At 74.1% G+C, this 22,157-nt stretch carries 16 protein-coding genes; 7 read left to right on the top strand and 9 right to left on the bottom strand.

The features are described from left to right. Window positions 1–59: 59 nt before the first annotated feature. From ACI79F_RS22275 to ACI79F_RS22260, 4 genes are all read right to left on the bottom strand, one after another. Window positions 60–2,060, bottom strand: a complete 2,001-nt coding sequence (locus ACI79F_RS22275) for an ABC transporter ATP-binding protein (protein WP_456546881.1) — start codon at window positions 2,058–2,060, stop codon at window positions 60–62. Then, window positions 2,057–3,793: an ABC transporter ATP-binding protein gene (locus tag ACI79F_RS22270; protein WP_456546880.1), complete on the bottom strand. Its 1,737-nt coding sequence runs from the start codon at window positions 3,791–3,793 to the stop codon at window positions 2,057–2,059. Before ACI79F_RS22270 ends, ACI79F_RS22275 begins: the two co-directional genes overlap by 4 nt. A 1-nt stretch (window position 3,794) precedes the next feature. Beyond that, window positions 3,795–4,400, bottom strand: coding sequence for a TetR/AcrR family transcriptional regulator (locus ACI79F_RS22265; protein WP_456546879.1), 606 nt, complete (start codon window positions 4,398–4,400; stop codon window positions 3,795–3,797). A gap of 74 nt (window positions 4,401–4,474) precedes the next feature. After that, entirely contained in the window at window positions 4,475–5,392 is a 918-nt protein-coding gene (locus tag ACI79F_RS22260) for an aldose 1-epimerase family protein (RefSeq protein ID WP_456546878.1), read from the bottom strand. A gap of 216 nt (window positions 5,393–5,608) precedes the next feature. On the opposite strand from ACI79F_RS22260, the gene ACI79F_RS22255 reads away from it, so the two are divergent. Continuing rightward, window positions 5,609–5,827, top strand: a complete 219-nt coding sequence (locus tag ACI79F_RS22255) for a ferredoxin (RefSeq protein ID WP_456546877.1) — start codon at window positions 5,609–5,611, stop codon at window positions 5,825–5,827. Beyond that, the gene (locus ACI79F_RS22250) at window positions 5,824–7,197 is read left to right on the top strand and encodes a cytochrome P450 (RefSeq protein WP_456546876.1); all 1,374 of its coding nucleotides are present in this window, start codon (window positions 5,824–5,826) and stop codon (window positions 7,195–7,197) included. Before ACI79F_RS22255 ends, ACI79F_RS22250 begins: the two co-directional genes overlap by 4 nt. Here ACI79F_RS22250 and ACI79F_RS22245 read toward each other — a convergent pair. Continuing rightward, entirely contained in the window at window positions 7,194–10,451 is a 3,258-nt protein-coding gene (locus tag ACI79F_RS22245) for a glycosyl hydrolase (protein WP_456546875.1), read from the bottom strand. The genes ACI79F_RS22250 and ACI79F_RS22245 overlap by 4 nt on opposite strands. A gap of 23 nt (window positions 10,452–10,474) precedes the next feature. Then, entirely contained in the window at window positions 10,475–11,245 is a 771-nt protein-coding gene (locus tag ACI79F_RS22240; protein WP_456546874.1) for an SDR family NAD(P)-dependent oxidoreductase, read from the bottom strand. Window positions 11,246–11,448: 203 nt separating this feature from the next. On the opposite strand from ACI79F_RS22240, the gene uidA reads away from it, so the two are divergent. The 5 genes from uidA (at window position 11,449) to ACI79F_RS22215 (ending at window position 18,776) form a co-directional block, all read left to right on the top strand. After that, window positions 11,449–13,239, top strand: coding sequence for a beta-glucuronidase (uidA, locus tag ACI79F_RS22235; protein WP_456546873.1), 1,791 nt, complete (start codon window positions 11,449–11,451; stop codon window positions 13,237–13,239). Between the two features lie 271 nt (window positions 13,240–13,510). Then, entirely contained in the window at window positions 13,511–15,085 is a 1,575-nt protein-coding gene (locus ACI79F_RS22230) for an ABC transporter substrate-binding protein (RefSeq protein WP_456546872.1), read from the top strand. Between the two features lie 69 nt (window positions 15,086–15,154). Next, window positions 15,155–16,099, top strand: a complete 945-nt coding sequence (locus ACI79F_RS22225) for an ABC transporter permease (protein ID WP_456546871.1) — start codon at window positions 15,155–15,157, stop codon at window positions 16,097–16,099. Further along, window positions 16,096–17,907 (top strand): dipeptide/oligopeptide/nickel ABC transporter permease/ATP-binding protein, encoded by a 1,812-nt coding sequence (locus tag ACI79F_RS22220; protein WP_456546870.1) that lies wholly within the window; start codon window positions 16,096–16,098, stop codon window positions 17,905–17,907. Before ACI79F_RS22225 ends, ACI79F_RS22220 begins: the two co-directional genes overlap by 4 nt. Further along, window positions 17,904–18,776: an ATP-binding cassette domain-containing protein gene (locus ACI79F_RS22215; RefSeq protein WP_456546869.1), complete on the top strand. Its 873-nt coding sequence runs from the start codon at window positions 17,904–17,906 to the stop codon at window positions 18,774–18,776. Before ACI79F_RS22220 ends, ACI79F_RS22215 begins: the two co-directional genes overlap by 4 nt. Window positions 18,777–18,950: 174 nt before the next feature. Here ACI79F_RS22215 and ACI79F_RS22210 read toward each other — a convergent pair whose 3' ends face one another. Genes ACI79F_RS22210 through ACI79F_RS22200 form a run of 3 tightly spaced genes read right to left on the bottom strand, consistent with a single transcriptional unit; the run spans window position 18,951 to window position 22,086 of the window. Then, entirely contained in the window at window positions 18,951–20,453 is a 1,503-nt protein-coding gene (locus ACI79F_RS22210; RefSeq protein WP_456546868.1) for a glycoside hydrolase family 43 protein, read from the bottom strand. 26 nt (window positions 20,454–20,479) lie between these two features. Continuing rightward, window positions 20,480–21,469 carry a Gfo/Idh/MocA family protein gene (locus ACI79F_RS22205; protein WP_456546867.1) on the bottom strand — a complete coding sequence of 330 codons (990 nt, stop codon included), beginning with the start codon at window positions 21,467–21,469 and terminating at the stop codon, window positions 20,480–20,482. Further along, the gene (locus ACI79F_RS22200; protein ID WP_456546866.1) at window positions 21,466–22,086 is read right to left on the bottom strand and encodes a TetR/AcrR family transcriptional regulator; all 621 of its coding nucleotides are present in this window, start codon (window positions 22,084–22,086) and stop codon (window positions 21,466–21,468) included. Before ACI79F_RS22200 ends, ACI79F_RS22205 begins: the two co-directional genes overlap by 4 nt. Between the last annotated feature and the right edge of the window lie 71 nt (window positions 22,087–22,157).

The following is a 22,157-nucleotide window of genomic DNA, read 5'->3' as shown; positions in this document are numbered from 1 at the left end:
CCGCTGACGCGTGCCGAGCGGAGACGCTCGAGCGCGGGAACCGCACTCGAGCGACCCGCTCAGGCGGCCGGGGTGGGCTGCAGCTGCTCGGCGTCCGGGTCGACCTCGGGGCCGGCGAACTGGGCGGCGTGCAGGCGGGCGTAGGCGCCGCCGCGGGCCAGCAGCTCCTCGTGCGACCCCTGCTCCACGATCGCGCCCGCCTCCATGACCAGGATCAGGTCGGCGTCGCGGATGGTCGACAGCCGGTGGGCGATGACGAAGCTGGTCCGGCCCTCGCGCAGCGCGCTCATCGCCCGCTGCACGAGCAGCTCGGTGCGGGTGTCGACCGAGCTGGTCGCCTCGTCGAGGATCAGGACGGCGGGGCGGGCGAGGAACGCCCGGGCGATGGTGATCAGCTGTTTCTGGCCGACGCTGAGCGCGCCGCCGTCGTCGCCGATCGCCGTGTCGTAGCCGTCGGGCAGCGTGTGCACGAAGTGGTCGACCAGCGCCGCCCGCGCGGCGTCCCGGATCTCGTCGTCGCTCGCGCCGGGCCGGCCGTAGGCGATGTTGTCGCGGATCGTGCCGGAGAACAGCCAGGTGTCCTGCAGGACCATGCCCATCCGGGACCGGAGGTCGGCCCGGCTCATCGTGGCGACGTCGACGCCGTCGAGGGTGATCCGGCCGCCGTCGAGCTCGTAGAACCGCTCGACGAGGTTGACCAGCGTCGTCTTGCCGGCACCGGTGGGTCCGACGATGGCGACGGTCTGACCGGGCTCGACGACCAGCGACAGGTCGCGGATGAGCGGCTTCCCCGGCTCGTAGCCGAAGGAGACGGCGTCGAACTCCAGCCGCCCGCGGGTGGGCCCGGACGACGGCCGGTCGACCGGCTCGGCCGACTCCTCCTCGGCGTCGAGCAGGTCGAACACCCGCTCGGCGCTGGCCACCCCGGACTGCGCCACGGCGGCGATCGAGCCGAGCTGGCTCAGCGGCTGGGTGTACTGCCGGGAGTACTGGATGAAGGCCTGCAGGTCGCCCAGCGACAGCGACCCGTTCAGCATCAGCAGCCCGCCGACGACGGCGATGCCGACGTAGACGAGGTTGCCCAGGAACATCGTCACCGGCATGAGCACGCCGCTGACGAACTGGGCGCCGAAGCCGGCGCGGAACAGCCGCTCGTTCTCCGCGGTGAACCGCGCCTCGACCTCGTCCTGGCGGCCGAAGACCTTGACCAGCGCGTGCCCGCTGAACGCCTCCTCGATCTGCCCGTTCAGCGCGCCGGTGCGCTTCCACTGCTCGCGGAACAGCGGCTGCGACCGCCGCGCCACCAGTCGCGCGGCCAGCAGGCTGAGCGGGACGGCGACCAGGGCGACCAGGGCGAGCACGGGCGAGATGACGAACATGATCGCGACGATGCCGACCACCGTGAGGACGGAGGTGACGGCCTGGTTGATCGTCTGCTGCAGGGCCTGGGAGACGTTGTCGATGTCGTTGGTGACCCGGCTGAGCAGCTCGCCGCGGGGCCGGCGGTCGAAGTAGCTCAGCGGCAGCCGGTGGATCTTCGCCTCGGCGTCGGCGCGCAGCCGGGACACCGTCCGCTGGGTGACGCCGTTGAGGACGTACGCCTGGGCCAGGGACAGCAGCGACGCGGTCACGTAGATCGCCAGGACCAGCAGCAGCACGCGCGCCAGCGCGCCGGTGTCGATCCCGTCGCCGGGGCGGAAGTCCAGCGGGCGCAGGAGGTCGGCCGCGGTGTCCTGCCCGCGCGCCTCCAGCGCGGCGATCGCCTCGTCCCGGCTCAGCCCGGCCGGGAGGTCCCGGGTGAGGGCGCCCTGGAACACGATGTCGGTGGCCCGGCCGAGCACCTTGGGGCCGATGACCATCAGCACGACGCTGCCCACGGCCAGGGTGAGCACGAGCGCCACCCACAGCCGCTCCGGGCGCAGCCGGCCCAGCAGGCGCCGGGCCGAGGGGAGGAACGCCTTCGGCTTCTCCACCGGGGCGCCGGAGCCGAACGGTCCGCCGCCGGGCCGGCCGCCGGGTGCCGGGCGGGCGGCCGCCGGCGCGGGACGGGGTGCGCTCATGCCGGCTGCTCCTCGGGCAGGGCCTGGCTGGCCACGATCTCGGCGTACTCGGGACAGGTCTCCAGCAGCTCGGCGTGGGTGCCGCAGCCCACCACGGCGCCGTCGTCGAGGACGACGATCAGGTCGGCGTCGAGCACCGTGGCGATGCGCTGGGCGACCACGACGACCGTGGCGCCGCCGACCTCGCGGGCCAGCGCCGCGCGCAGCCGGGCGTCGGTGGCGGTGTCCAGCGCGGAGAAGGCGTCGTCGAACAGGTACACCTGCGGCCGTGCCACCAGCGCGCGGGCGATGCCCAGCCGCTGGCGCTGCCCGCCCGAGAGGTTGGTGCCGCCCTGGGTCACCGGCGCCTCCAGCTGCTCGGGCAGGGCGCGGACGAAGTCGGCGGCCTGCGCGATCTCCAGCGCCGCCCACAGGTCCTCGTCCGGGGCGTTGGGCCGGCCGTAGCGCAGGTTGCTCGCCACGGTCCCGCTGAACAGGAAGGCCTTCTGCTCGACCAGCCCGACCCGCGACCACAGGTGCGCCGGCGCCAGGTCGCGGACGTCGACGCCGTCGACCAGGACCGCGCCGGCGGTCACGTCGACCAGCCGCGGGACCAGCCCGACCAGCGTCGTCTTCCCGGCGCCGGTGCTGCCGACGATCGCCGTCATCCGGCCCGGGGCGGCGGTGAAGGACACGTCCCGGAGCACGGGCCGCTCCGCGCCGGGGTAGGCGAAGGTCGCGCCGCGCAGCTCGACCGCGCCGGTCGGTTCGGCCGGCACCACCGGGGCCACGGGAGGCAGCACGGTCGGCTCCGTGTCCAGCACCTCGCGGATCCGCCCGGCCGACACGGCGGCCCGCGGGAGCATGAGCGCCAGCAGCGACGCGAGCATCACCGCGGTCAGGATCTGCACGAGGTAGCTGAGGAAGGCGATGAGCGAGCCGACCTGCAGGTCGCCGGACTGCACGCGGGCCGCGCCGAACCAGACCACGGCCACGCTGGTGACGTTCAGGACCAGGGTGACCAGCGGGAAGATGCCGGCGAACAGCCGCCCCGCCCGCAGCGCGGAGTCGGTCACCGCGGCGTTGGCGTCGGCGAAGCGCGCGGTCTCCTGCGGCTCGCGGACGAAGGCGCGGATCACCCGGATGCCCGTCAGCTGCTCGCGCAGCACCCGGTTGACCGTGTCGATGCGCACCTGGAGCCGCTCGAAGTGCGGCCGCATCCGGGACGTGACCAGCAGGACGGCGGCGAGCATCACCGGGACGGCGACGGCGATGACCCAGGAGAGCCCGGGATCCTCGCGGACGGCGAAGACGACGCCGCCGATCGCCAGGATCGGGGTCGGCACGAGCATCGTGCAGGCCATCAGCACGAGCATCTGCACCTGCTGGACGTCGTTGGTCGAGCGGGTGATCAGCGACGGCGCGCCGAAGGTCGCCATCTCGCGGCTGGAGAACGAGCCCACCCGGCGGAAGAGCGCCAGCCGGACATCGCGGCCGAGCAGCATCGCCGTCCGGGCGCCGAACCACGTGGCGGCCACGGCGGCGGCGATCTGCAGCAGCGTGACGCCGAGCATCAGGCCGCCCAGGGTGAGCACCCGGCCGATGTCCCCGGCGGCGACGCCCTCGTCGATGATGTCGGCGTTGAGGGTGGGCAGGTAGAGGTTGGCCACCGACTGGACCGCCTGGAAGGCGACCACCCCGGCGAGCAGGCCCCGCGAGGGGCGGAGGAACCGGCGCAGGAGCGCGATCAGCACGTCAGGACCCGCCGTCCCCGGGGGTGAGCACCCCGTGCGTGACGAGCCGGACCAGGTCGTCGACGGTGAGGCCGGCGAACTCGCCGGCCAGGTGCGGCAGCGTCGTGCCCAGGGCCACCAGCAGCAGGAACTGGCCGACCGTCTCGGCGGGGACGGCCAGGCGGGCGGCGTCGGGCGCCAGCAGGTCGGCGAGGGGCTCGAGCCACCGGCGGTCCCCGCGGTCGACGGTGATCTCCGGGCCCGGCTGCTCCCGGACGGCGGTCAGGACGCCGACCACCCCGCGCAGGCGCTCCTGGACCAGCAGGAGGACGGTGCGCAGCTTCTCCTCGACCGGCAGCGTCCGGGGCACCGCGGCCAGGGCGTCGGCGAAGCGCTGCGGCTCGAAGTACCGCTCGATCGCGGCCTGGATCAGCGCCTCCTTGGTGCCGAACGCCCGGAAGATCGTGCCCTCGGCGACCCCGCAGGCCTCGGCGATCTGCCGGGTCGAGATGGCGCGCCCGTGCGCCTGGACGAGGGGGATCACGCCGTCGAGGAGGGCCGCGCGCCGCTCGTGGGGCGCGAGCCGGGGGGCGCGGACCCGTGCCGGCGCGTTCGGGGGAGAGGACACGGGCGAAGCATAATGAGTGAACACTCATCACGGCCAGCTCCGGCCGCCCCGCGGGCGCGCCGGACCGTCGTCCCTCAGGGGACGGGGGACAGCCCCCAGGTCCCGGTGACCGACTCGCCGGGCTGCAACCGGCGGACGGCCTCGCCGGTGGCGAAGGCGTTCGGCGGGCAGGTCATGGGCTCGACCGCCAGTCCGCGGCGACGCCGCTCCCCGGGGATCGTGTCGCCGGTGTAGAGCTGGAGGTAGCCGTAGTACTCGTCCATCCAGAGGACGGCGCCCGTGCCGTCGGGGCGGGTGAAGCGGACCGTCGCCCGGCCGTGGGTGTCGCGCTCGAGGTCGGTGAAGCAGTGGTCGAGGACCAGGTCGCCGATGGGACGGGCGGCGCGCAGGTCGGCAGGGGTCCCGGCGACGGAGGAGCGGCCCGTCGGGATGCCGCGGGGGTCGGCCTCCAGGCGGGTGGCCCCGGGCGAGACGAGGGTGCAGTCGTCGACCAGCAGCCCCGGACCGCCGACGAGGTAGGGGTGGTGCCCCTCGCCGTAGGGCAGCGGCACCGCGCCGTCGTTCGTGGCCGTCGTCGTCACGGTCAGGCCGTCGTCGGTGAGCTCGTAGGCGACCTGCAGGCGCAGGGTGAAGGGATACCCCGGCTGCGGGTGCAGCAGGTGCTCCAGGGTGAGGCGCGCCGGGCCGCGGTCGAGCACCGTCCACGGCACGAACCGGACCAGCCCGTGGATGGCGGTCGCCCTCTCCGGTTCGGTGAGCGCGAGCTGCTGCTCGACGCCGTCCCAGCGGTAGCGGCCGTCGGCGACGCGGTTGGGCCACGGCGCCAGCACGTGCCCGCGGACGTGCTGTGCCATCTCGTCGGCGCCGTAGCCGTCGAGCAGCTCGCGTCCGCCATGCCGGTAGGAGCGCAGTCCTCCCCCGACCTCGACGACGGTGACCTCCCCGGCTCCGTGTGCGAGGACGAACTGCTCACCGGTGGGACGGACGGGCACGCGGGCTCCTCGATCGGCCGAGCTGGGGACGGTCGGCTGCCGGCGCCGACCGACCGCAAACCTAGGCTCCCGGCCTCCTGTCACGGCCCGGCGCGGACGCCCCTCGGCTCCTTGCGCCCGTCGCTACGCTCGCCAGCGCCACCCGGTGTGACCCACGTCGCAGGACCGCGCCGGTGCGGGTGGACCGGCTACGTCCGTGCTCGTGAGGAGTTCCGCATGAGGATCCGTGTCGACGGCGAGGTCTGCCAGGGCCACACGCTGTGCGCGATGTCGGCGCCCGACCTGTTCGTGCTGAGCGAGGAGGACGGCCACGCCTCCGCCGTCTCCGAGGAGGTCCCCGCCGGCGCGGAGGAGCGCGCCCGGGAGGCCGTCCGCTCCTGCCCGGAACAGGCGATCCTCGTGCTCAGCGACGAGCCGGCCGAGGCCGTGCGGTGAGCGTCGACGAACGGACGACGACCCCCTCCCGGACGCCCGAGGAGGACAAGGCGGCCCGGCGGATCGAGCTCAACCGGTACAGCCCCGACCTGCGGCTGCACTTCGAGGACTGGGCGCGGAAGCTGCACGCCGGCCCCCGGATCGCCTGGAACGACACCCACGGCGGGTACTGGTTCGTCAACGGCGCGCAGGAGGTGTTCGACGTCGCCCGCCGCGCCGACGTCCTGTCCAACGACGCCATCCGGTACGGCGGCATCGGCATCCCGGCCATGGACCCGGCCGCCCGCGGCGGGGTCATCGGCGGCTTCCTCGAGATGGACCCGCCCCGGCAGCGCTACCACCGCAACGCCCTCAACGCCTACCTCTCCCCGGCGGCCGTCGCCCGGTGGCAGCCGGTCATGGACGAGATCACCCGCGCCGCGATCGACGAGAAGATCGAGTCCGGCTCGATGGACTTCGTCGAGGACCTGGCCAACGTCGTCCCCGCGGTGCTGACCATGGGCCTGCTGGGCCTGCCGCTCGAGGACTGGGTGGTCTACAACGAGCCGTCGCACGCGGCGGTCTACACCCCGATCGACTCGCCGGACTGGCCGCGCGTGCAGGAGCTGAACGTGCAGATGGGCATGCGCACGTTCGAGCACATCCAGCGGGCGCGGACCGCCCCGCGGCCGGGCTTGCTGAACGCGGTGATCGAGGCCGACCTCGGCGACGGCCAGAAGGCCGACGACCTCGAGGTCGTCGGCGTCGTGGGGCTGCTCATCGGCGGCGGCTTCGACACCACGACCGCGCTCACGGCCCACGCGCTGGAGTGGCTCGGGGAGCACCCCGACCAGCGCGAGCGGCTGATCCGGGAGTGGGAGACGCTGCGCGACAGCGCCACCGAGGAGTTCCTGCGCTTCTACACCCCCGCCCAGGGCGACGGGCGCACGGTGACCCGGGACGAGGAGATCGACGGCGCCCTGCTCCGCGAGGGCGACCGGCTGTGGATCTCCTGGGCCATGGCCAACCGCGACGAGACCGTCTTCGAGGACGCGAACACCATCAGGCTGGACCGCACCGGCAACCGGCACACCAGCTTCGGCCTCGGCATCCACCGCTGCATCGGCTCCAACGTCGCCCGCGCGACCTTCAAGACGATGCTGAAGGCCGTGCTGGACCGGATGCCGGACTACGTCTGCGACCCGGCCGGCACCGTGCACTACGAGACCACGCAGGTGATCAACGGCATGCGGTTCCTGCCGGCCACCTTCACCCCGGGCAAGCGGCTCGGGCCCGGGCTGGAGGAGACGATCGCCGGCCTGCAGCGGGTCATCGACGAGCAGGGCCTGGCCGAGCCGGTGACCGCGCGGAAGGGGCGCACGGACGGCTAGGACCCGACGACCGTGTCGCGGTACGGGGACAGCACGACCGGGCCCATCAGGCCGGTCCGCTGCCAGTCCGGGGTCGAGTAGTTGCCGTTCCCCGTGGCCCGGACGGCGTTGAACATCGTCGTGGCCACCCGCACGGTCAGCACGTTCGGCCCCGGCCGCAGCCACCGGCCCAGGTCGATCCGGGCCCGATCGGACTGGTCCACGCCCACCGGGACGCCGTTCACCGCCACCCGCACGGTGTCGACGGCGTCGCCGAGGTCGAGGTGGGCGCCGTCGTCGTCGCCCCAGGTGGGCGGGAGGTCGACCGCGGCGGTGTAGACGCCGACCCCCGACGCGGTGGTCAGGTCGACCGGGTCGGCGATCTCCCGCCACGAGGGCAGCCGGCCGTCGTCGCCGGCCGTGATCGGGAACGCCGCGGCGTCGGTCTCCCGGCGGGTCCACTGCTCGTCGCCGGGCGTCCAGACCTGCGCCTGCAGCGTCCAGTCGGTCAGGCGGCGCGGCGGGGCCAGCCCGTCGAACTCGACGGTCACCCGGCGCCCGTCGCTCAGCTCGACTCCCGCGGTGCCGTCCCGGTCGCACCGGGCGACGAGCCGGCCCGCGTCGTCGACCAGGACCTCGGCGTCGCCGCCCACGGCGTGGACCTCCGGGGCCGGCCCGAGGCCGGCGGCCTCGCCGGCCAGCGCGACGACGACCGTGGCGTGCGGCGCGATCCGCACGGGCAGCCGCACGCGGTCCCCGTCGCGCACGTACCGCCCGGCGGGCGCGATCTGCCCGGTCCAGGCGTCCAGGACGTAGGGGGCGCCGTCCCCGGTCAGGGTCAGCTCGCCCTCGTACACGTCGGCCGACCGGTTGTAGACGACGTCGTACGTGACCCCGTCAGCCTCCCGGCGCACCAGCCCGAGCGCCGGGGTCGGCTCCTTCGGGGCGACCCGCGGGGAGATGCCGGCGGCCGCCAGGGAGCCGGGCAGCTCCGGCTCGGTGGCCACCGAGGTCACGGTCGGGAGGCCGAGCAGCTCGGCGGCGACGGCCCGGAGCCGGGCGCCGTCGGCGTCGGCCGGCTCCAGGCCCGTGCCCTCGGTCGGCGGCTCGCCCACGACGAAGACCCGCAGCCCCCGCCGCGCGAGGGCCAGCAGCTGCTCCAGGTCGCGCAGGGAGACGGTCCGCTGCTCGTGGAGCACCAACGCGCGGTGGGCGGAGCGGTCGGCGAAGACCCCGCCGCCGGGGTCCACCTCCGCGCCGTGCAGGAACGCCGGCGGCACGTACTCGTAGGTGTAGCCGGCGCAGGAGGTCGCCGAGTCGGTGCCGAGCATGTGCCGCGGCTCCTGCTGGTCGCTGACGGCCTGCCCGGCGAGGCCCAGGTCCTCGTACCAGACCCCGAGGTCCACGACGGCCCGCCCCTGGCGCAGCACCAGCTGGGTGCGGGCGAGGGCGTCGTTGACCCCGCGCTTGTCGGACCAGCTGGGCAGCCGGGGCCCGAAGTACTCGCCGGCATTGAGGACGCCGAAGATGTCCCACGGGTGGTAGCCCGGCCAGGAGCCGCCGCGGCCGTTCGAGCCCTCCTCCGCCTCGGGGGCGTCGCGGTAGGGGAACCCGTGCCACACGACCTGGTTCACCCCACCGGCGAACGCCTTGTACACGCTGTCCAGCAGCCCCTGCGCGTACTTGCCGCCGAGGGAGGACCCGTCGCCGCCCTCGGCCCAGCCGCCGGGGACGTTCGGGCCGGCCACGGTCGACCGGTACGCGCCGAAGAAGTTGGCGGCCAGCTCGGCGGAGACGATCGCCCGGCCGCCGAGGTGGGCCCCGGCGGACAGCACGCGGTGGTCCTGCTCGGCGCCGAACGGATTCGGGCTGCCGAAGTCCAGCGACTCGCCCTCGGGGATCCCAGCCGCCGCCGCGGCCACGCCCGAGGCCAGCGGCGGGCCGTACACCTGGACGCGGAACTGCAGTCCGTGGCCCTCCGCCCAGGCCTGCAGGGGGGCGACGTACCGCTCGACGTAGAGGTCGCTGAGCGTCTGCCGGTAGTCCTCCCGCAGCCGCGGGCCGAGGCCGGGGAGCTCGAAGGCCGGCTGCCCGGTCGCGTGGATGCCGGTGCCGAGCAGGGCGGGGAGGAGCGGCGTGGGGTCGTAGCCGCGCCGGGCGGTGAACTGCTCGAGCAGGTCCCAGGTCCACTTCTGCGTCTCGCCGAGCTCCAGGGAGTCCTCGAAGACGGCGCCGCGGCCGATCCGGCGCAGGTCGGCGCGCACCGCGTCGGTGAGGACGTGCGCGTCCCAGAAGTCGGCCTGGACGCGGACGCCGGCCTCGCTCCAGTGGTCGACGACGTAGTTGGGCTGGGTCGCGGTGAAGCCGTTGCGCTGGGCGACCAGGCCCGAGGCGGTGTGCAGCACGTCGATCACCACCCACGGGAGGTCGCCGTCGCCGGCGGGGACGGCGTGCTCCAGGGCGCCGTCCACCACCCGGCCGGTGACGTCCTGCACCGAGTCCGGGTCCAGGACCACCGGTCCACCCTCGGCCGGCGGCATCTCGGCGCACCGGGCGACCAGCGTGCGGACCCGGGTCGTCCGGGCGACGTCGACCACCGGCTCGTCGGCGAGGTGGGCGGAGGCGACGGGGGAGACGCCGAGCTCCGTGGGCTCCACCGTGCGGTCCCCGAGCGCGGTGACCGTGACCCGCTCGGCGTCCGGCCCCTCGCCGACGGTCACCGTGTCGCCCGCGGCGAAGCCGCCGACGTCGCGGACCACCAGGACCGTGTCGCCGGGCGACGCCGGCGCGCACAGCCGGGTGGTGACCGACGGCGGGTCCGCGGTGGGCGACGGGAGCGGTCCGGTGCGGGTGGTCCCCGGCGCGACCGTCTCCCAGCCGAACAGCAGCTGCTGTTCGGCCTCGGGTTGGTTGAAGCTGCACAGGGTCGGGACGGTCGGCGGGTACTGCGGCCCGAGGTTGAGGTCGACGGCCAGCCCCAGCTCGGCCGCCGCCGCGGTCACCACCTCGAGCGTGCGCGCCCAGCGTGGGGTGCCCCAGCCGTACTCGGCGAGGAACGCGTTGGTCTGGTGGCCCGCCCCGGCGACCACGAACGGCGCCACCTCGACGCCACCGGCACCGGCGTCGGCGAGCTGCTGCAGCTGCTCGCGCAGGACGGCGTGGTCGACGAAGGCCAGCGGCAGCCACCAGCGGTACATCGGGCGCACCACCGTGGGGGGCTGCGCGAAGGACTCCGGGGTCAGCGGCGGTCGGGACGGGTGTGGCGAGTCCGCCATCGGAGCGCTCCTGAGGGGTGGGGTCAGCGCGGGGGCATGCGGGAGCCGCCGTCGAAGCGGATGACCTCGCCGTTGAGGTAGGTGTTCTCGAGGACGGCGAGCGCCAGGTGCGCGAACTCCTCGGCCCGGCCGATGCGGTGCGGGAAGAGGATGTTGCGGGCCATGTACGCGATCGCCTCCGACGGTGCGGCGCCCATGATCGGGGTCTCGACGAGCCCGGGGGCGATGCAGCAGACCCGCACCCCGACGCCGGCGAGGTCGCGGGCGGCCGGCAGGGTCATGGCGGTGACGCCGCCCTTGGACGCCGCGTAGGCCAGCTGCCCCATCGCGCCGTCGAACGCCGCGATCGAGGCGACGTTGAGGACGACGCCGCGCTCGCCGTCCTCGCCCGGCTCCGTGGCGGCCATCGCCGCCGCGGCCAGGCGCAGCACGTTGAACGTGCCCGTCAGGTTGACGGCCAGCGTGCGCAGCCAGAGGTCGAGGCCGTGCGGGGTCCCGTCGCCGCCGACCAGGCTCTCGGCGCTCGCGATGCCGGCGGAGTTGACCGCGATCCGCAGCGGCCGTCCCTTGCCGGTGGCCTCCTCGACCGCCGCCTTCACCGACGCCTCGTCGGTGACGTCGGTGCGGACGAAGGTCGTGGCGCCGCCGAGCTCGGCCGCGAGCGCCTGCCCCCGCTCGGCGTCGAGGTCGAGGATCGTGACCGCGGTGCCGCGGGCGGCCAGCGCCCGGACGGTGGCCTCGCCGAGGCCGGAGGCCCCGCCGGTGACGACGGCGGCGACGTCGAGGTCCTTCACGAGCAGCTCCCCTGGTCGGTCCGGCGCCGGGCGGCACCCGGAGAGACCCTGGGCCGGGCGCAGGCCCCGGGCGACCGGTTGCCAGGAGTTGCCACCGCCGGTCGCACCCCCGGCAACTCGCGGCAACGCGTTGCCGTGCTCCGCGCGGCCGTGCGCGACTGCTCGCCACGGACACATCCGGCGAGACACGAGGAGGAACCGCGGTGCTGCGTCCCCAGGACGGCCCGACGAGAGAGCGCAAGGACCTGGACGGGCTGTGGCGGTTCGCCGTCGACCCGCGCGGCGAGGGGCGCGCCGCCGGCTGGCAGCGCGGTCTCCCCGCCGGCGCGCTCGAGGTCCCCGTGCCGGCGAGCTACAACGACGTCTTCGCCGACGCCGCCATCCGCGACCACGTCGGCGACGCCTGGTACCAGACGACCGCATGGGTCCCCCGCGGCTGGGTGGGGCAGCGGATCGTGCTGCGGTTCGACGCGGCGACCCACCGCGCCGTCGTCTGGCTCGACGACGTGGAGGTCGTGCGGCACGAGGGCGGCTACACCCCGTTCGAGGTCGACGTCACCGAGCACGTCCGGCCGGGCGCCGAGGTCCGCGTCACCGCGGTGGTCGACAACGAGCTCACCTGGCAGACGATCCCGCCGGGCGTGCTCCTGGACGGCCCGAACGGGCGCCGGCAGACCTACTTCCACGACTTCTTCAACTACGCCGGCCTGCACCGGTCGGTGTGGCTCTACAGCACGCCGGTGGCGCACGTCCGCGACGTCACCGTGGTGACCGGGCTCGAGGGCTCCACCGGCACGGTCGACTACCGGGTCGAGGCCGCGGCGGCCGACGGGCTGGAGGTCCGCGCGGTGCTCACCGACGGCGGGGCCGAGGTGGCGCGCGCGACCGGTGCCGTCGGGACCCTGACCGTGCCCGACGTCCACCCCTGGCGGCCGGGGGAGGGCCACCTGTACGACCTCGACGCCCAGCTGGTCGACGGCGCGGGGGAGGTCGTCGACACCTACCGGCTCGCCGTCGGCATCCGCACCGTGCGGGTGGAGGGGACCCGGTTCCTGATCAACGGGGAGCCCTTCCACTTCACCGGCTTCGGCAAGCACGAGGACCTCCCCGTCCGGGGCAAGGGGCACGACGACGTCTTCCTGGTCCACGACTTCGCCCTGATGGACTGGATCGGGGCCAACTCCTTCCGGACGTCGCACTACCCGTACGCCGAGGAGGTGCTCGACCACGCCGACCGGCACGGCATCGTCGTCATCGACGAGACCGCCGCGGTCGGGCAGAACCTCGGCGTGATCGCCGGGCGCATCGGCGGGCAGGCCCCGCCGACGTTCTCGCCGGACACCGTCGACGACGTCGCCCGGCAGGCGCACGCCCAGGCGATCCGGGAGCTGGTCGCCCGGGACAGGAACCACCCCTGCGTCGTGCTGTGGAGCATCGCCAACGAGCCCGAGGCCGACACCCAGGCCGCCGCCGCGTACTTCGAGCCGCTGTTCGCGCTGACCCGCGAGCTGGACCCGACCCGACCGGTCGGCTACGCGAACATGAAGCTGGCACCGCCGGACCGGGACCTGGTGGGCCCGTTCGCCGACGTCCTCATGCTCAACCGCTACTACGGGTGGTACGACCACACCGGCGACCTGGCGGCCGCGGAGGACGCCCTGCGGACCGAGCTGCTGGCGTGGGCGGAGAAGGGCAAGCCGATCCTCATGACGGAGTACGGCGCCGACACCGCCGCCGGCCTGCACTCCGTGCTCCCGCTGCCGTGGAGCGAGGAGTACCAGGTGGACCTCCTGGAGACCTACCACCGGGTCTTCGACGAGGTCGACGCGGTCGTCGGCGAGCACGTCTGGAACTTCGCCGACTTCGCCACCCAGTCCGGCGTGTTCCGGGTCGACGGCAACAAGAAGGGCGTCTTCACCCGGGACCGTCGGCCGAAGGCCGCGGCCGCGGCGCTGCGGCGGCGGTGGCGCGGACCCGGTCCCTGGCGGGCCTGACACCACTCCCCGCCTCCCCGATGTCCCCGACGTACCGTCAGTGGGCTCCGGGGACCGGCGGGGGACCGTCCGTGCGGCCCCGCTGTGACCGGCACTACAACGGCGGCAACTCGTGGCAACCGATTCTCCGGGCGTTGCCCGGCTGCTTCCCTCATCCACGTCCAGCGGACACCTGCACCGAGGGCGGTCCCCGTCCGAACCGCGGGTTGAATCGATTCGATCCCCGCGGACGTCCACAGGGCTCACACGGGCATCACAAGGGAGTGGTCCATTGCTCACCCAGTCCACGCGCCGCCTTGCGGCGACGCGACGCATCACCGCGGTCCTGGGCGCCACGGCGATCCTCTCCACCGCGGCCTGCTCCGGGGGCTCCGACTCGTCCGGCGGCCCGTCGGGCGGCGGCGAGACGGGGGCGACCGACGCCACCATCGCGCTGGCCATCCAGGCGCAGCCCGCGTCGCTGGACACGGCGCAGCTGCAGGAGGGCCAGCAGGCCTACATCTGGGGCTCGGTCTACGACACGCTGCTCTACCTGGACAACGACGGCGTGGTGCAGCCGAACGCGGCGGAGAGCTGGGAGTACTCCGAGGACCTCCGGACCCTGACGCTGACGCTGCGGGAGGGGATGACGTTCACCAACGGCGCCCCGGTGAACGCGGAGGCCGCCCGCGCGACGCTGGAGCGCACCCGCACCACCCCCGGCACCCTGCAGGCGCGTCTGGCCTCGGTGGCGTCGGTCGAGGCGCCGGACGAGCGCACCGTCGTCCTCAACCTGTCCGAGCCCGACGGCTCCCTCCTCATCGGCCTGTCCACCGGCGCCGGCGTGATCGGCGACCCGGCCACCTTCGCGGACCCGGCGAGCGCGCTGGACCCCGTCGGCTCGGGCCCCTACGAGCTCGACGACGCGGCGACGTCCGCCGGGTCGACCTACGTGCTGCAGCGGCGCGAGGACTACTGGAACGCCGACGCCTACCCGTTCCAGACGGTCACCGTCCGGGTGATCCAGGACGCCACCGCCCAGTTCAACGCGCTGCTGGCCGGCGAGCTCAGCGCCGGCCGGGTGAACCCGGACCAGGAGGCGCAGGCCCAGGGGGCCGGCTTCACCCTCTCCGACCCGGTCCCGACCGCCAGCGCCAGCCTCCTGCTGCTCGACCGGGAGGGCACCATCCAGCCGGCCCTGGCCGACGTCCGGGTGCGCCAGGCGATCAACATGGCCCTCGACCGCGAGGGCTTCGTGCAGGCGCTGCTGCAGGGCAACGGCCAGCCGACCGAGCAGCTGTTCAGCCCCGGCGGGCAGGCCTTCGTCGAGGACCTCGTGGGCGAGTACGAGTACGACCCGGAGGGCGCCCGGGAGCTGCTGGCCGAGGCCGGCTACCCCGACGGCTTCTCGATGACCCTGCCCAGCACGGTGCTGTCCGGCACCTTCGAGCCCACCATCACGCAGCTGCTCGGCGACATCGGGATCGACGTCACCTGGGAGCCGCAGCCGCCGCAGAGCACCGCGGCCTCCATGCAGTCCGGGCGGTACCCGGCGGTCTTCTGGTTCGAGGGGATGGACCCGGCGCCGCGCCAGGTGCAGGGCCACTACACCGCGAACGCGACCGTGAACCCCTTCGGCAACCCGTTCCCGGAGATCGAGGGCTGGCTGGCCGAGGCCTCCGGCACGACGGACGCTGACCAGCAGCGGGAGCTGTACCAGGAGATCGGCACCTTCGCCGTCGAGGAGGCGCTCGACGCACCGATCGCCTTCGTGAACACCACGTGGGCCACCGCGGACGGCATCGAGTACCTCCAGACCGGAGCCAACGTGTTCAGCACCGTCCGGGCGTTCGGCGTCACCTCCTAGTTCCGCCGGTCCCGGGCGGCGGCCCGACCCGCCGCCCGGGACCCGGTCCCCCCGTCGAAGGAAGCTGCGATGACCCTCTACGTGCTGCGGCGCCTGGCCACCGGCCTGGTGCTCGCGGTCCTGGTCACCTTCATCACCTACCTGCTGCTGAGCCCGTCCTTCGACGACGTCGTGACCAACCGGCTCGGTCCGGCCGGGGGGACCCCCGAGGCCGCCGCCGCGCTGAAGGCCGACCTCGGGCTGGACCGGCCGCTCGTCGTCCAGTACCTCGACTGGCTGGGCGGGGTGGTCCGGGGGGACTTCGGCATCTCGTACTTCACCAGCCAGCCGGTGGGCGACGCGGTGGCCTCGCGGCTGGCGGTCACGCTGTCGATCGTGCTCGTCGCCCTGGCGATCAGCGTCGTGGTCAGCGTGGCGCTCGGCGTCCTCGCCGCCTCCCGCGGCGGGGTCGTGGACCGGGTCGTGCAGAGCGTGTCGCTGATCGGGCACCTCGTCCCGTCGCTGCTCATCGCCATCGGGCTCGTCTACCTCTTCTCCGTGCAGCTGGGCTGGCTCCCGGCGACGGGCTACACGCCGCTGTCGGAGGACCCGGTCGGGTGGCTGAAGAGCATCACCATCCCGGTGATCGCGCTCGTGGTCGGCGGCATCGCCAACCTGTCGGCGCAGATCCGCGGCGCGATGATCGACGAGCTGCACAAGGACTACGTCCGGACGCTGCGCACCCGCGGGATCGGCGCCCGGTCGATCCTGCTGCGCCACGTGCTCCGCAACGCCGCCGGGCCGGCCCTGACGGTGCTCTCCCTGGAGTTCCTCACGATGCTCGGCGGCGCGCTGATCATCGAGAGCGTGTTCGCGCTGCCGGGCTACGGCGCGTTCGCCTTCGCGTCGTCGCTGCAGGGCGACATCCCCGTGATCATGGGCATCACGCTCTTCGGTGTGCTCCTGGTGGTCGGGGTCAACCTGGTCACCGACCTGGTGAACGGCTGGCTCAACCCGAAGGCGAGGGTCCTGTGACCGAGGTCGGAGTTCTCGACGCGGAGGTCGCGCCGACGGCGGGACCGGTGGTCCCGACGAGCCGCCGGTCGGCCTGGCGCCGGCTGCTGCGCGACCCGCAGGCGGTCGTCACCGGCGGCGTCATCCTGGCCTTCGTGGTCCTCGGGCTGCTCGCCGACGTCATCCCGACGCACGGCCCGAACGAGGCGTCCCTGCAGGCGTTCAACGCGCCGGTCGGCACCGAGGGCTACCCGCTCGGCGCCGACAGCAGCGGGCGCGACATCCTGTCGCGGCTGCTGCACTCGATCAACACGAGCATGGTCTCGGGCCTGATCGGGGCGGGCGTCGCGCTGCTGGTCGGCGTCACCTTCGGGCTGATCGGCGGGTACTACGGGCCGAGGCTGCGGTCGACCACCGAGTGGGTCTTCGCCCTGATCCAGACCTTCCCCGGCCTGCTCCTGCTCATCGTCCTCATGCCGGTGACCAAGGGCGACTTCCGCTTCACCATGCTGATCTTCGGCTTCCTGCTCGCCCCGGGCATCTACCGGATCACCCGCAACCAGGTGCTCGGCGTGAAGAACGAGCTGTACGTCGACGCCGCGCGCGTCTCGGGGCTCACCGACCGGCGGATCCTCGGCCGGCACGTCCTGATGGCCGTCCGCGGCCCGGTCGTCATCGCCGCGGCGTTCATGTTCGGCACGGGCATCGCCGTCCAGTCGGGCCTGGCCTTCCTCGGCGTCGGGTCCAACCAGGTCCCCAGCTTCGGCGCGATGATCTCCGAGGGCTTCAAGAACCTGTACTCCGAGCCGCTGCAGTTCCTGTGGCCGAGCCTCGCCCTCGGCATCCTGACCGCGGCGCTGGTGCTGCTCGGCAACTCGCTGCGCGACGTGCTCCAGGGGGCCCGCCGGAAGCCGGCGAAGATCGTCCCGCCTGCGGTCGCGCGGGAGGCGGGGGCCGCCGCCGCGGGGGAGCGCGGGGACGACGGCGCCGTCCTGGTGGTCGAGGACCTCGCCATCGCCTACCCGACGCCCTCCGGTGAGCTGCGTGAGGTGGTGGACGGCGTCTCCCTGCGCCTGGCGCCGGGCGAGACGCTCGGCCTCGTGGGGGAGTCCGGCTCGGGCAAGACCCAGACCGCGTTCGCCACCCTCGGCGTGCTCCCGCCGGAGGCGGTGATCACCCGCGGGTCGATCCGGCTCAACGGGCGCGAGGTGCTGGGGCTGCGGGAGAGCGAGCTGCGGACCCTGCGCGGCCGCTCGATCGCCTACGTGCCGCAGGAGCCGATGTCGAACCTCGACCCGTCGTCGACCGTCGGAGCCCAGCTGGTCGAGGGCCTGCGCGCCTCGTCGGGCGTCTCCCGGGCCGAGGCGCGAGAGCGGGTCATCGCGCTGCTGGCGCGGGTGGGCATCCCCGACCCCGAGCGCACCTTCCGCTCGCACCCGCACCAGATCTCGGGCGGCATGGCCCAGCGGGTGCTCATCGCCGGGGCGGTGGCCAGCCGGCCGGAGGTCCTGATCGCCGACGAGCCCACCACCGCGCTGGACGTGACCGTGCAGGCGGAGATCCTCGACCTCCTGCGCGACCTGCAGGCCGAGCTCGGCATGGCCGTCCTGCTGGTGACCCACAACTTCGGCGTGGTCGCCGACATCTGCGACCGCCTCGCGGTGATGCAGGAGGGGCGCGTCGTCGAGACGGGCCCGACGACCGACATCTTCAGCTCCCCGCAGCACCCCTACACCCGGATGCTGCTGGGCGCGATCCTCGACGAGGAGACGGTCCGGACCGACGGCCCCACAGCCGCCGCCGTGCCGCTCGGGACGGACGCCCGATGACCGCACCGCTGCTCGACGTCCGCGACCTGCGGGTCGCCTTCCCCGGCCGTGGCTTCCGGGCCAAGCCGGTCGAGGTGCTGCACGGGGTGGACCTGGCCATCGCCTCCGGCGAGTGCCTCGGCGTCGTCGGCGAGTCCGGCTCCGGGAAGACGACGATCGGCCGCGCCGTCCTCGGGCTGGTGAAGCCCAGCGGCGGCTCCATCTCCTTCGGCGGCCAGGACATCACCGCGGCCTCGGCCAGGGTGCGCCGGACCCTCGCCCGCGACATCCAGGTCGTCTTCCAGGACCCCTACACGTCGCTGAACCCGGCGATGGAGATCGGCGACATCCTGACCGAGCCGCTGGTCATGCACGGCGCCACCGCGAAGGACGCCCGCTCCCGCGTGCGCACGCTGTTGGACCAGGTCGGGCTGCCGTCCGACGCCGTGCACCGGCTGCCCCGCGAGTTCAGCGGCGGCCAGCGGCAGCGCGTGGCCATCGCCCGGGCGCTGGCCCCGGGGCCGCGGCTCATCGTCTGCGACGAGCCGGTGTCGGCCCTCGACCTCTCGACCCAGGCGCGGGTGCTGGACCTGTTCATCGAGATCCAGCGCCGCACCGGCGTGGCGTACATGTTCATCTCCCACGACCTGGCCGTGGTGCGGCACGTGAGCCACCGGGTGAGCGTGCTGTACCGGGGGGACATGGTGGAGAGCGGGCCGGCCGCCACGGTGACCTCGGCCCCGGACCACCCCTACACCCAGAAGCTGCTGCTGGCCGCGCCGGTCTCCGACCCGGTGGCCCAGCGGGCGCGCCGGGAGGAGCGGCAGCGCCGGGCCCGGCAGGAGGCCGCGCGGGCCGGGCGGGCGGACGCGCCGGCGGGGGTGGCCTGACCGCGTGGGCGACGTCCCGATCCTGCCGGGGTTCTCCCCGGACCCGTCCGTCTGCCGGGTGGGGGAGGAGAACTCCCTCGTCACGTCGAGCTCCGAGTACGCCCTGCGTTCGGGGTGGGCGACGACCGCCTCGAGGAGCCGCTCGCCGGCCCCCGTCGGCCGACCGCGCGGACGTCATCGCGAGCCGTCGGCCTCCTGGTAGTCGAACCAGTCGAACGCCGCGGCGCCACCGACCGCGTACAGCCCGAGGACCCGGCCGACGAAGCCGCCCGTGACCTCGGTGGAGAGATAGCGGCCGTCGAGCTCCGCCAGCACCCGGAACGTGCCGGCGCCGTCCTCGAAGCCCAGGCGGACCGTGTCGGGGCCGTGGAGGCCCTTCGCCGTCTCGACCCGCAGGACGACCGGGCCGTCGGGGGCGGGCGCGGCGCCGAACTCGGTGCGGAACGGGCCGGTGCGGCCGCTCGCGACGACCCGGTCGCCGACGACGGCGACGCGGTAGTGGGACAGCTCGTCGTCGTAGACGGTCAGGCCGGCCTCGGCGGCGGTGCCGCGGTCGAGGAGGGTGCGGGCTCGGCAGAGGTGGTGCTGCTGGCGGCGGCCGAGCAGGACCGGGTACTCGGCGTCGAGGCTGGCCTCCGTGCCGTGCAGGGTCAGCCACCCGGGCCGGTCGGTCGTGGACGCGAACTCCCCGGGGGAGCGGCGGACCGCGATCCAGCAGGGGCCGGGGGCGTCGCCGTCGAAGTCGTCGCGGCCGGTCCACTCGACCGGGTCGGGGTCGCCGGGAGGCCGGGTGGACACCTCCAGTTCGAGCGGCGCGATGACGGGCCAGCCGTCGACCCACTCGACCGGCGCGAGGAAGGTCTCCCGCCCGAGCACGTGGAAGGCCGGCGAGACCCCGCGGGGCCGTACGCCGAGCACCACCAGCCACCACGAGCCGTCCGGGGCCTCGACGAGGTCACCGTGGCCGACGTTCTGGATCGGCCGGCCGGTGCCGCGGTGGGTGAGGACCGGGTTGTGCGGACAGCTCTCCCACGGCCCGGCGGGGGAGGAGCCCCGGGCGATCGAGACGGCGTGCCCGTGCCGGGTGCCGCCCTCGGCGAGCAGGAGGTACCAGTCGCCGTCCCTCTCGAAGACGTGCGGCGCCTCGGGGTACTGGCCGCCGGTGCCCGACCAGGTGCGCTCGGGCTCGGAGAGGATCTCGCCGGTGGTGTCGTCGATCCGGAACCGCTCGATGTGGTCGAAGGCGGCGACGTGCACCCAGCACGTCCCGTCGGCGTCCCAGGTGAGGTCGGGGTCGCCGCCGTCCCGGTGGATGCGCACCGGGTCGCTCCACGGGCCGGCCGGGTCCTCGGCCGTCATGTAGATCGTCTCCCCGCCCGTGGTGAGCACGTTCTGCACGATCACGAAGAAGCGGCCGTCGTGGTGGCGGATGGTCGGGGCGTAGATCCCCATCGACGCCCAGCCCTGGCTGGCGCTCAGGTCGAGCTGCGACGGCCTGTCCAGGACGTGGCCGATCTGGTGCCAGTCCACGAGGTCGGTCGAACGGAAGACCGGGATGCCGGGGAACCAGGTGAAGGTCGAGGTGACGAGGAAGTACTCGTCCCCGACACGGCACACGCTGGGGTCGGGGTAGAAGCCCGGCAGGACGGGGTTGCGGTAGCCGGATGTCGCGGTCACGGGGGTCCTCGTCGGCGATGTCGCGGTCAGTGCTGGGGGAGGGGCTGCCGCGGGGACATGCCGGCGGCCCGGTAGACGGCGTCGACGACGCGCATGGTCCGCGTGGCCTCCTGAGCGTCGGTGACCACCGGGGCGCCGGCGGTGACCGCGTCGCGGAACGCCTCGAGCATGGAGGAGTAGGTCGTGCGCTCCTCGGGGCCCTCGGTCTCCGTGCCGTCGGCCGTGGTGAGGACCAGCTCGCCGTAGAGGTAGGGGTGGTAGGGCATGCGGACGGCGAGCGTGCCGGCCGTCCCGGTCACCCGCAGGTCGGCGCCCCAGTCGGCGCCCTCGGCCATGCTGGCCACCACGCGGCCCTCGACCCCCTCGGCGAACAGCAGGTCCGCGGTCATCGCAGCGTCCACGCCGTCGACGTCCTGTGCACGCGCGGAGCGCACCTCGGGCTCGCCGAACAGGTGCCGCAGCAGGGTCACCGGGTAGACGCCGAGGTCCATCAGCGCGCCGCCGCCCAGCGGCAGCTGCCAGCGGATGTCGCCGGCGCGGTCGGTGTGCGGCGTGACGAACGTGGCCTCCGCGGACCGGATCTCGCCGAGGGCGCCGGAGCGCACGATCTCCGCCATCCGCGCCCAGCGCGGGGAGAAGCGGGAGTGCATCGCCTCCATCACCACGAGGCCGCTGCCCTCGGCCAGGCCGGCGATCTCCGCGGCCTCGTCGGCGTTCGCGGTGAAGGGCTTCTCGACGAGGACGTGCTTGCCCGACTCGATGGCGCGGCGCGTCCAGTGCCCGTGCAGGGCGGCCGGGGTGGGCACGTAGACGGCGGTCACCCCGGGGTCCGCGAGGACGGCCTCGTAGCTCTCGAGCACCCGGGGGATGCCGTGCTCGGCCGCGTACCCCGCGGCCCGGCCGGCGTCCCGGGCGGCGATCGCGACGACCTCCACGCCGTCGAGCTCCGCCGCGGGGTCGAGCAGCCCGCCCTTCACGATCTTCGCGGCGCCGAGGACGCCGAACGCGACGGTCACGCGGTCAGCTCCGGCACGAGGTGCTCGAGGAAGGCGTGGACGGCGGCCGGCATGCGCACGGACTCCCGGTCGAGCAGCCACTGCGTCTGCACGCCGTTGATCAGGGACACGGTCATGGTCGCGAGGGTCTCCGGGTCGATCGGGGAGGAGAGCAGACCGCGCTCGGCGAGCGCGGCGAAGATGTCGCGGAAGAAGCGGCGGAAGGCCTGCGAGCGCTCCACGTAGTAGGCGTGCGCGGGGTGGTCGGGGGAGGTCGCCTCGGCCGAGAGGACCGTGTGCAGCTCGACGAGGCCGGGTTGCTGCTCGTTGCGGTCGAGGACGGCGAGCATGCCGCGCAGGGCGTCCAGGGGCTGCTCGGCCGGGTCGAGGGCCTGCGCCGACCGCAGGTGCTCCGTGCTCTCGTCGGCCCGCAGCTGCAGGACGGCGACCAGCAGGTCCTCCTTGCGGCCGTAGTGGTGCAGCAGGCCGGTGTAGCTGACCCCCGCGCGGCGGGCGACGTCCTTCATGGTCACGCCGTAGAAGCCGGTCTCGCCGAGCGCGTCGGCGCACGCCTCGACGATCCGGCGGCGGATCTCCGCGGACTTGGCGTAGGGCCCGCGGGCCGACGTCGCGGTCATGTGGACCCTCCCGACGAATCCCGTATCGCAGTTCGAGATTCATGCTAGCGTGACCGGGACCACGCGGGCCA

Source organism: Blastococcus sp. SYSU D00868 (genome assembly GCF_054050575.1).
This window is presented reverse-complemented; position numbering and strand designations above follow the sequence as displayed.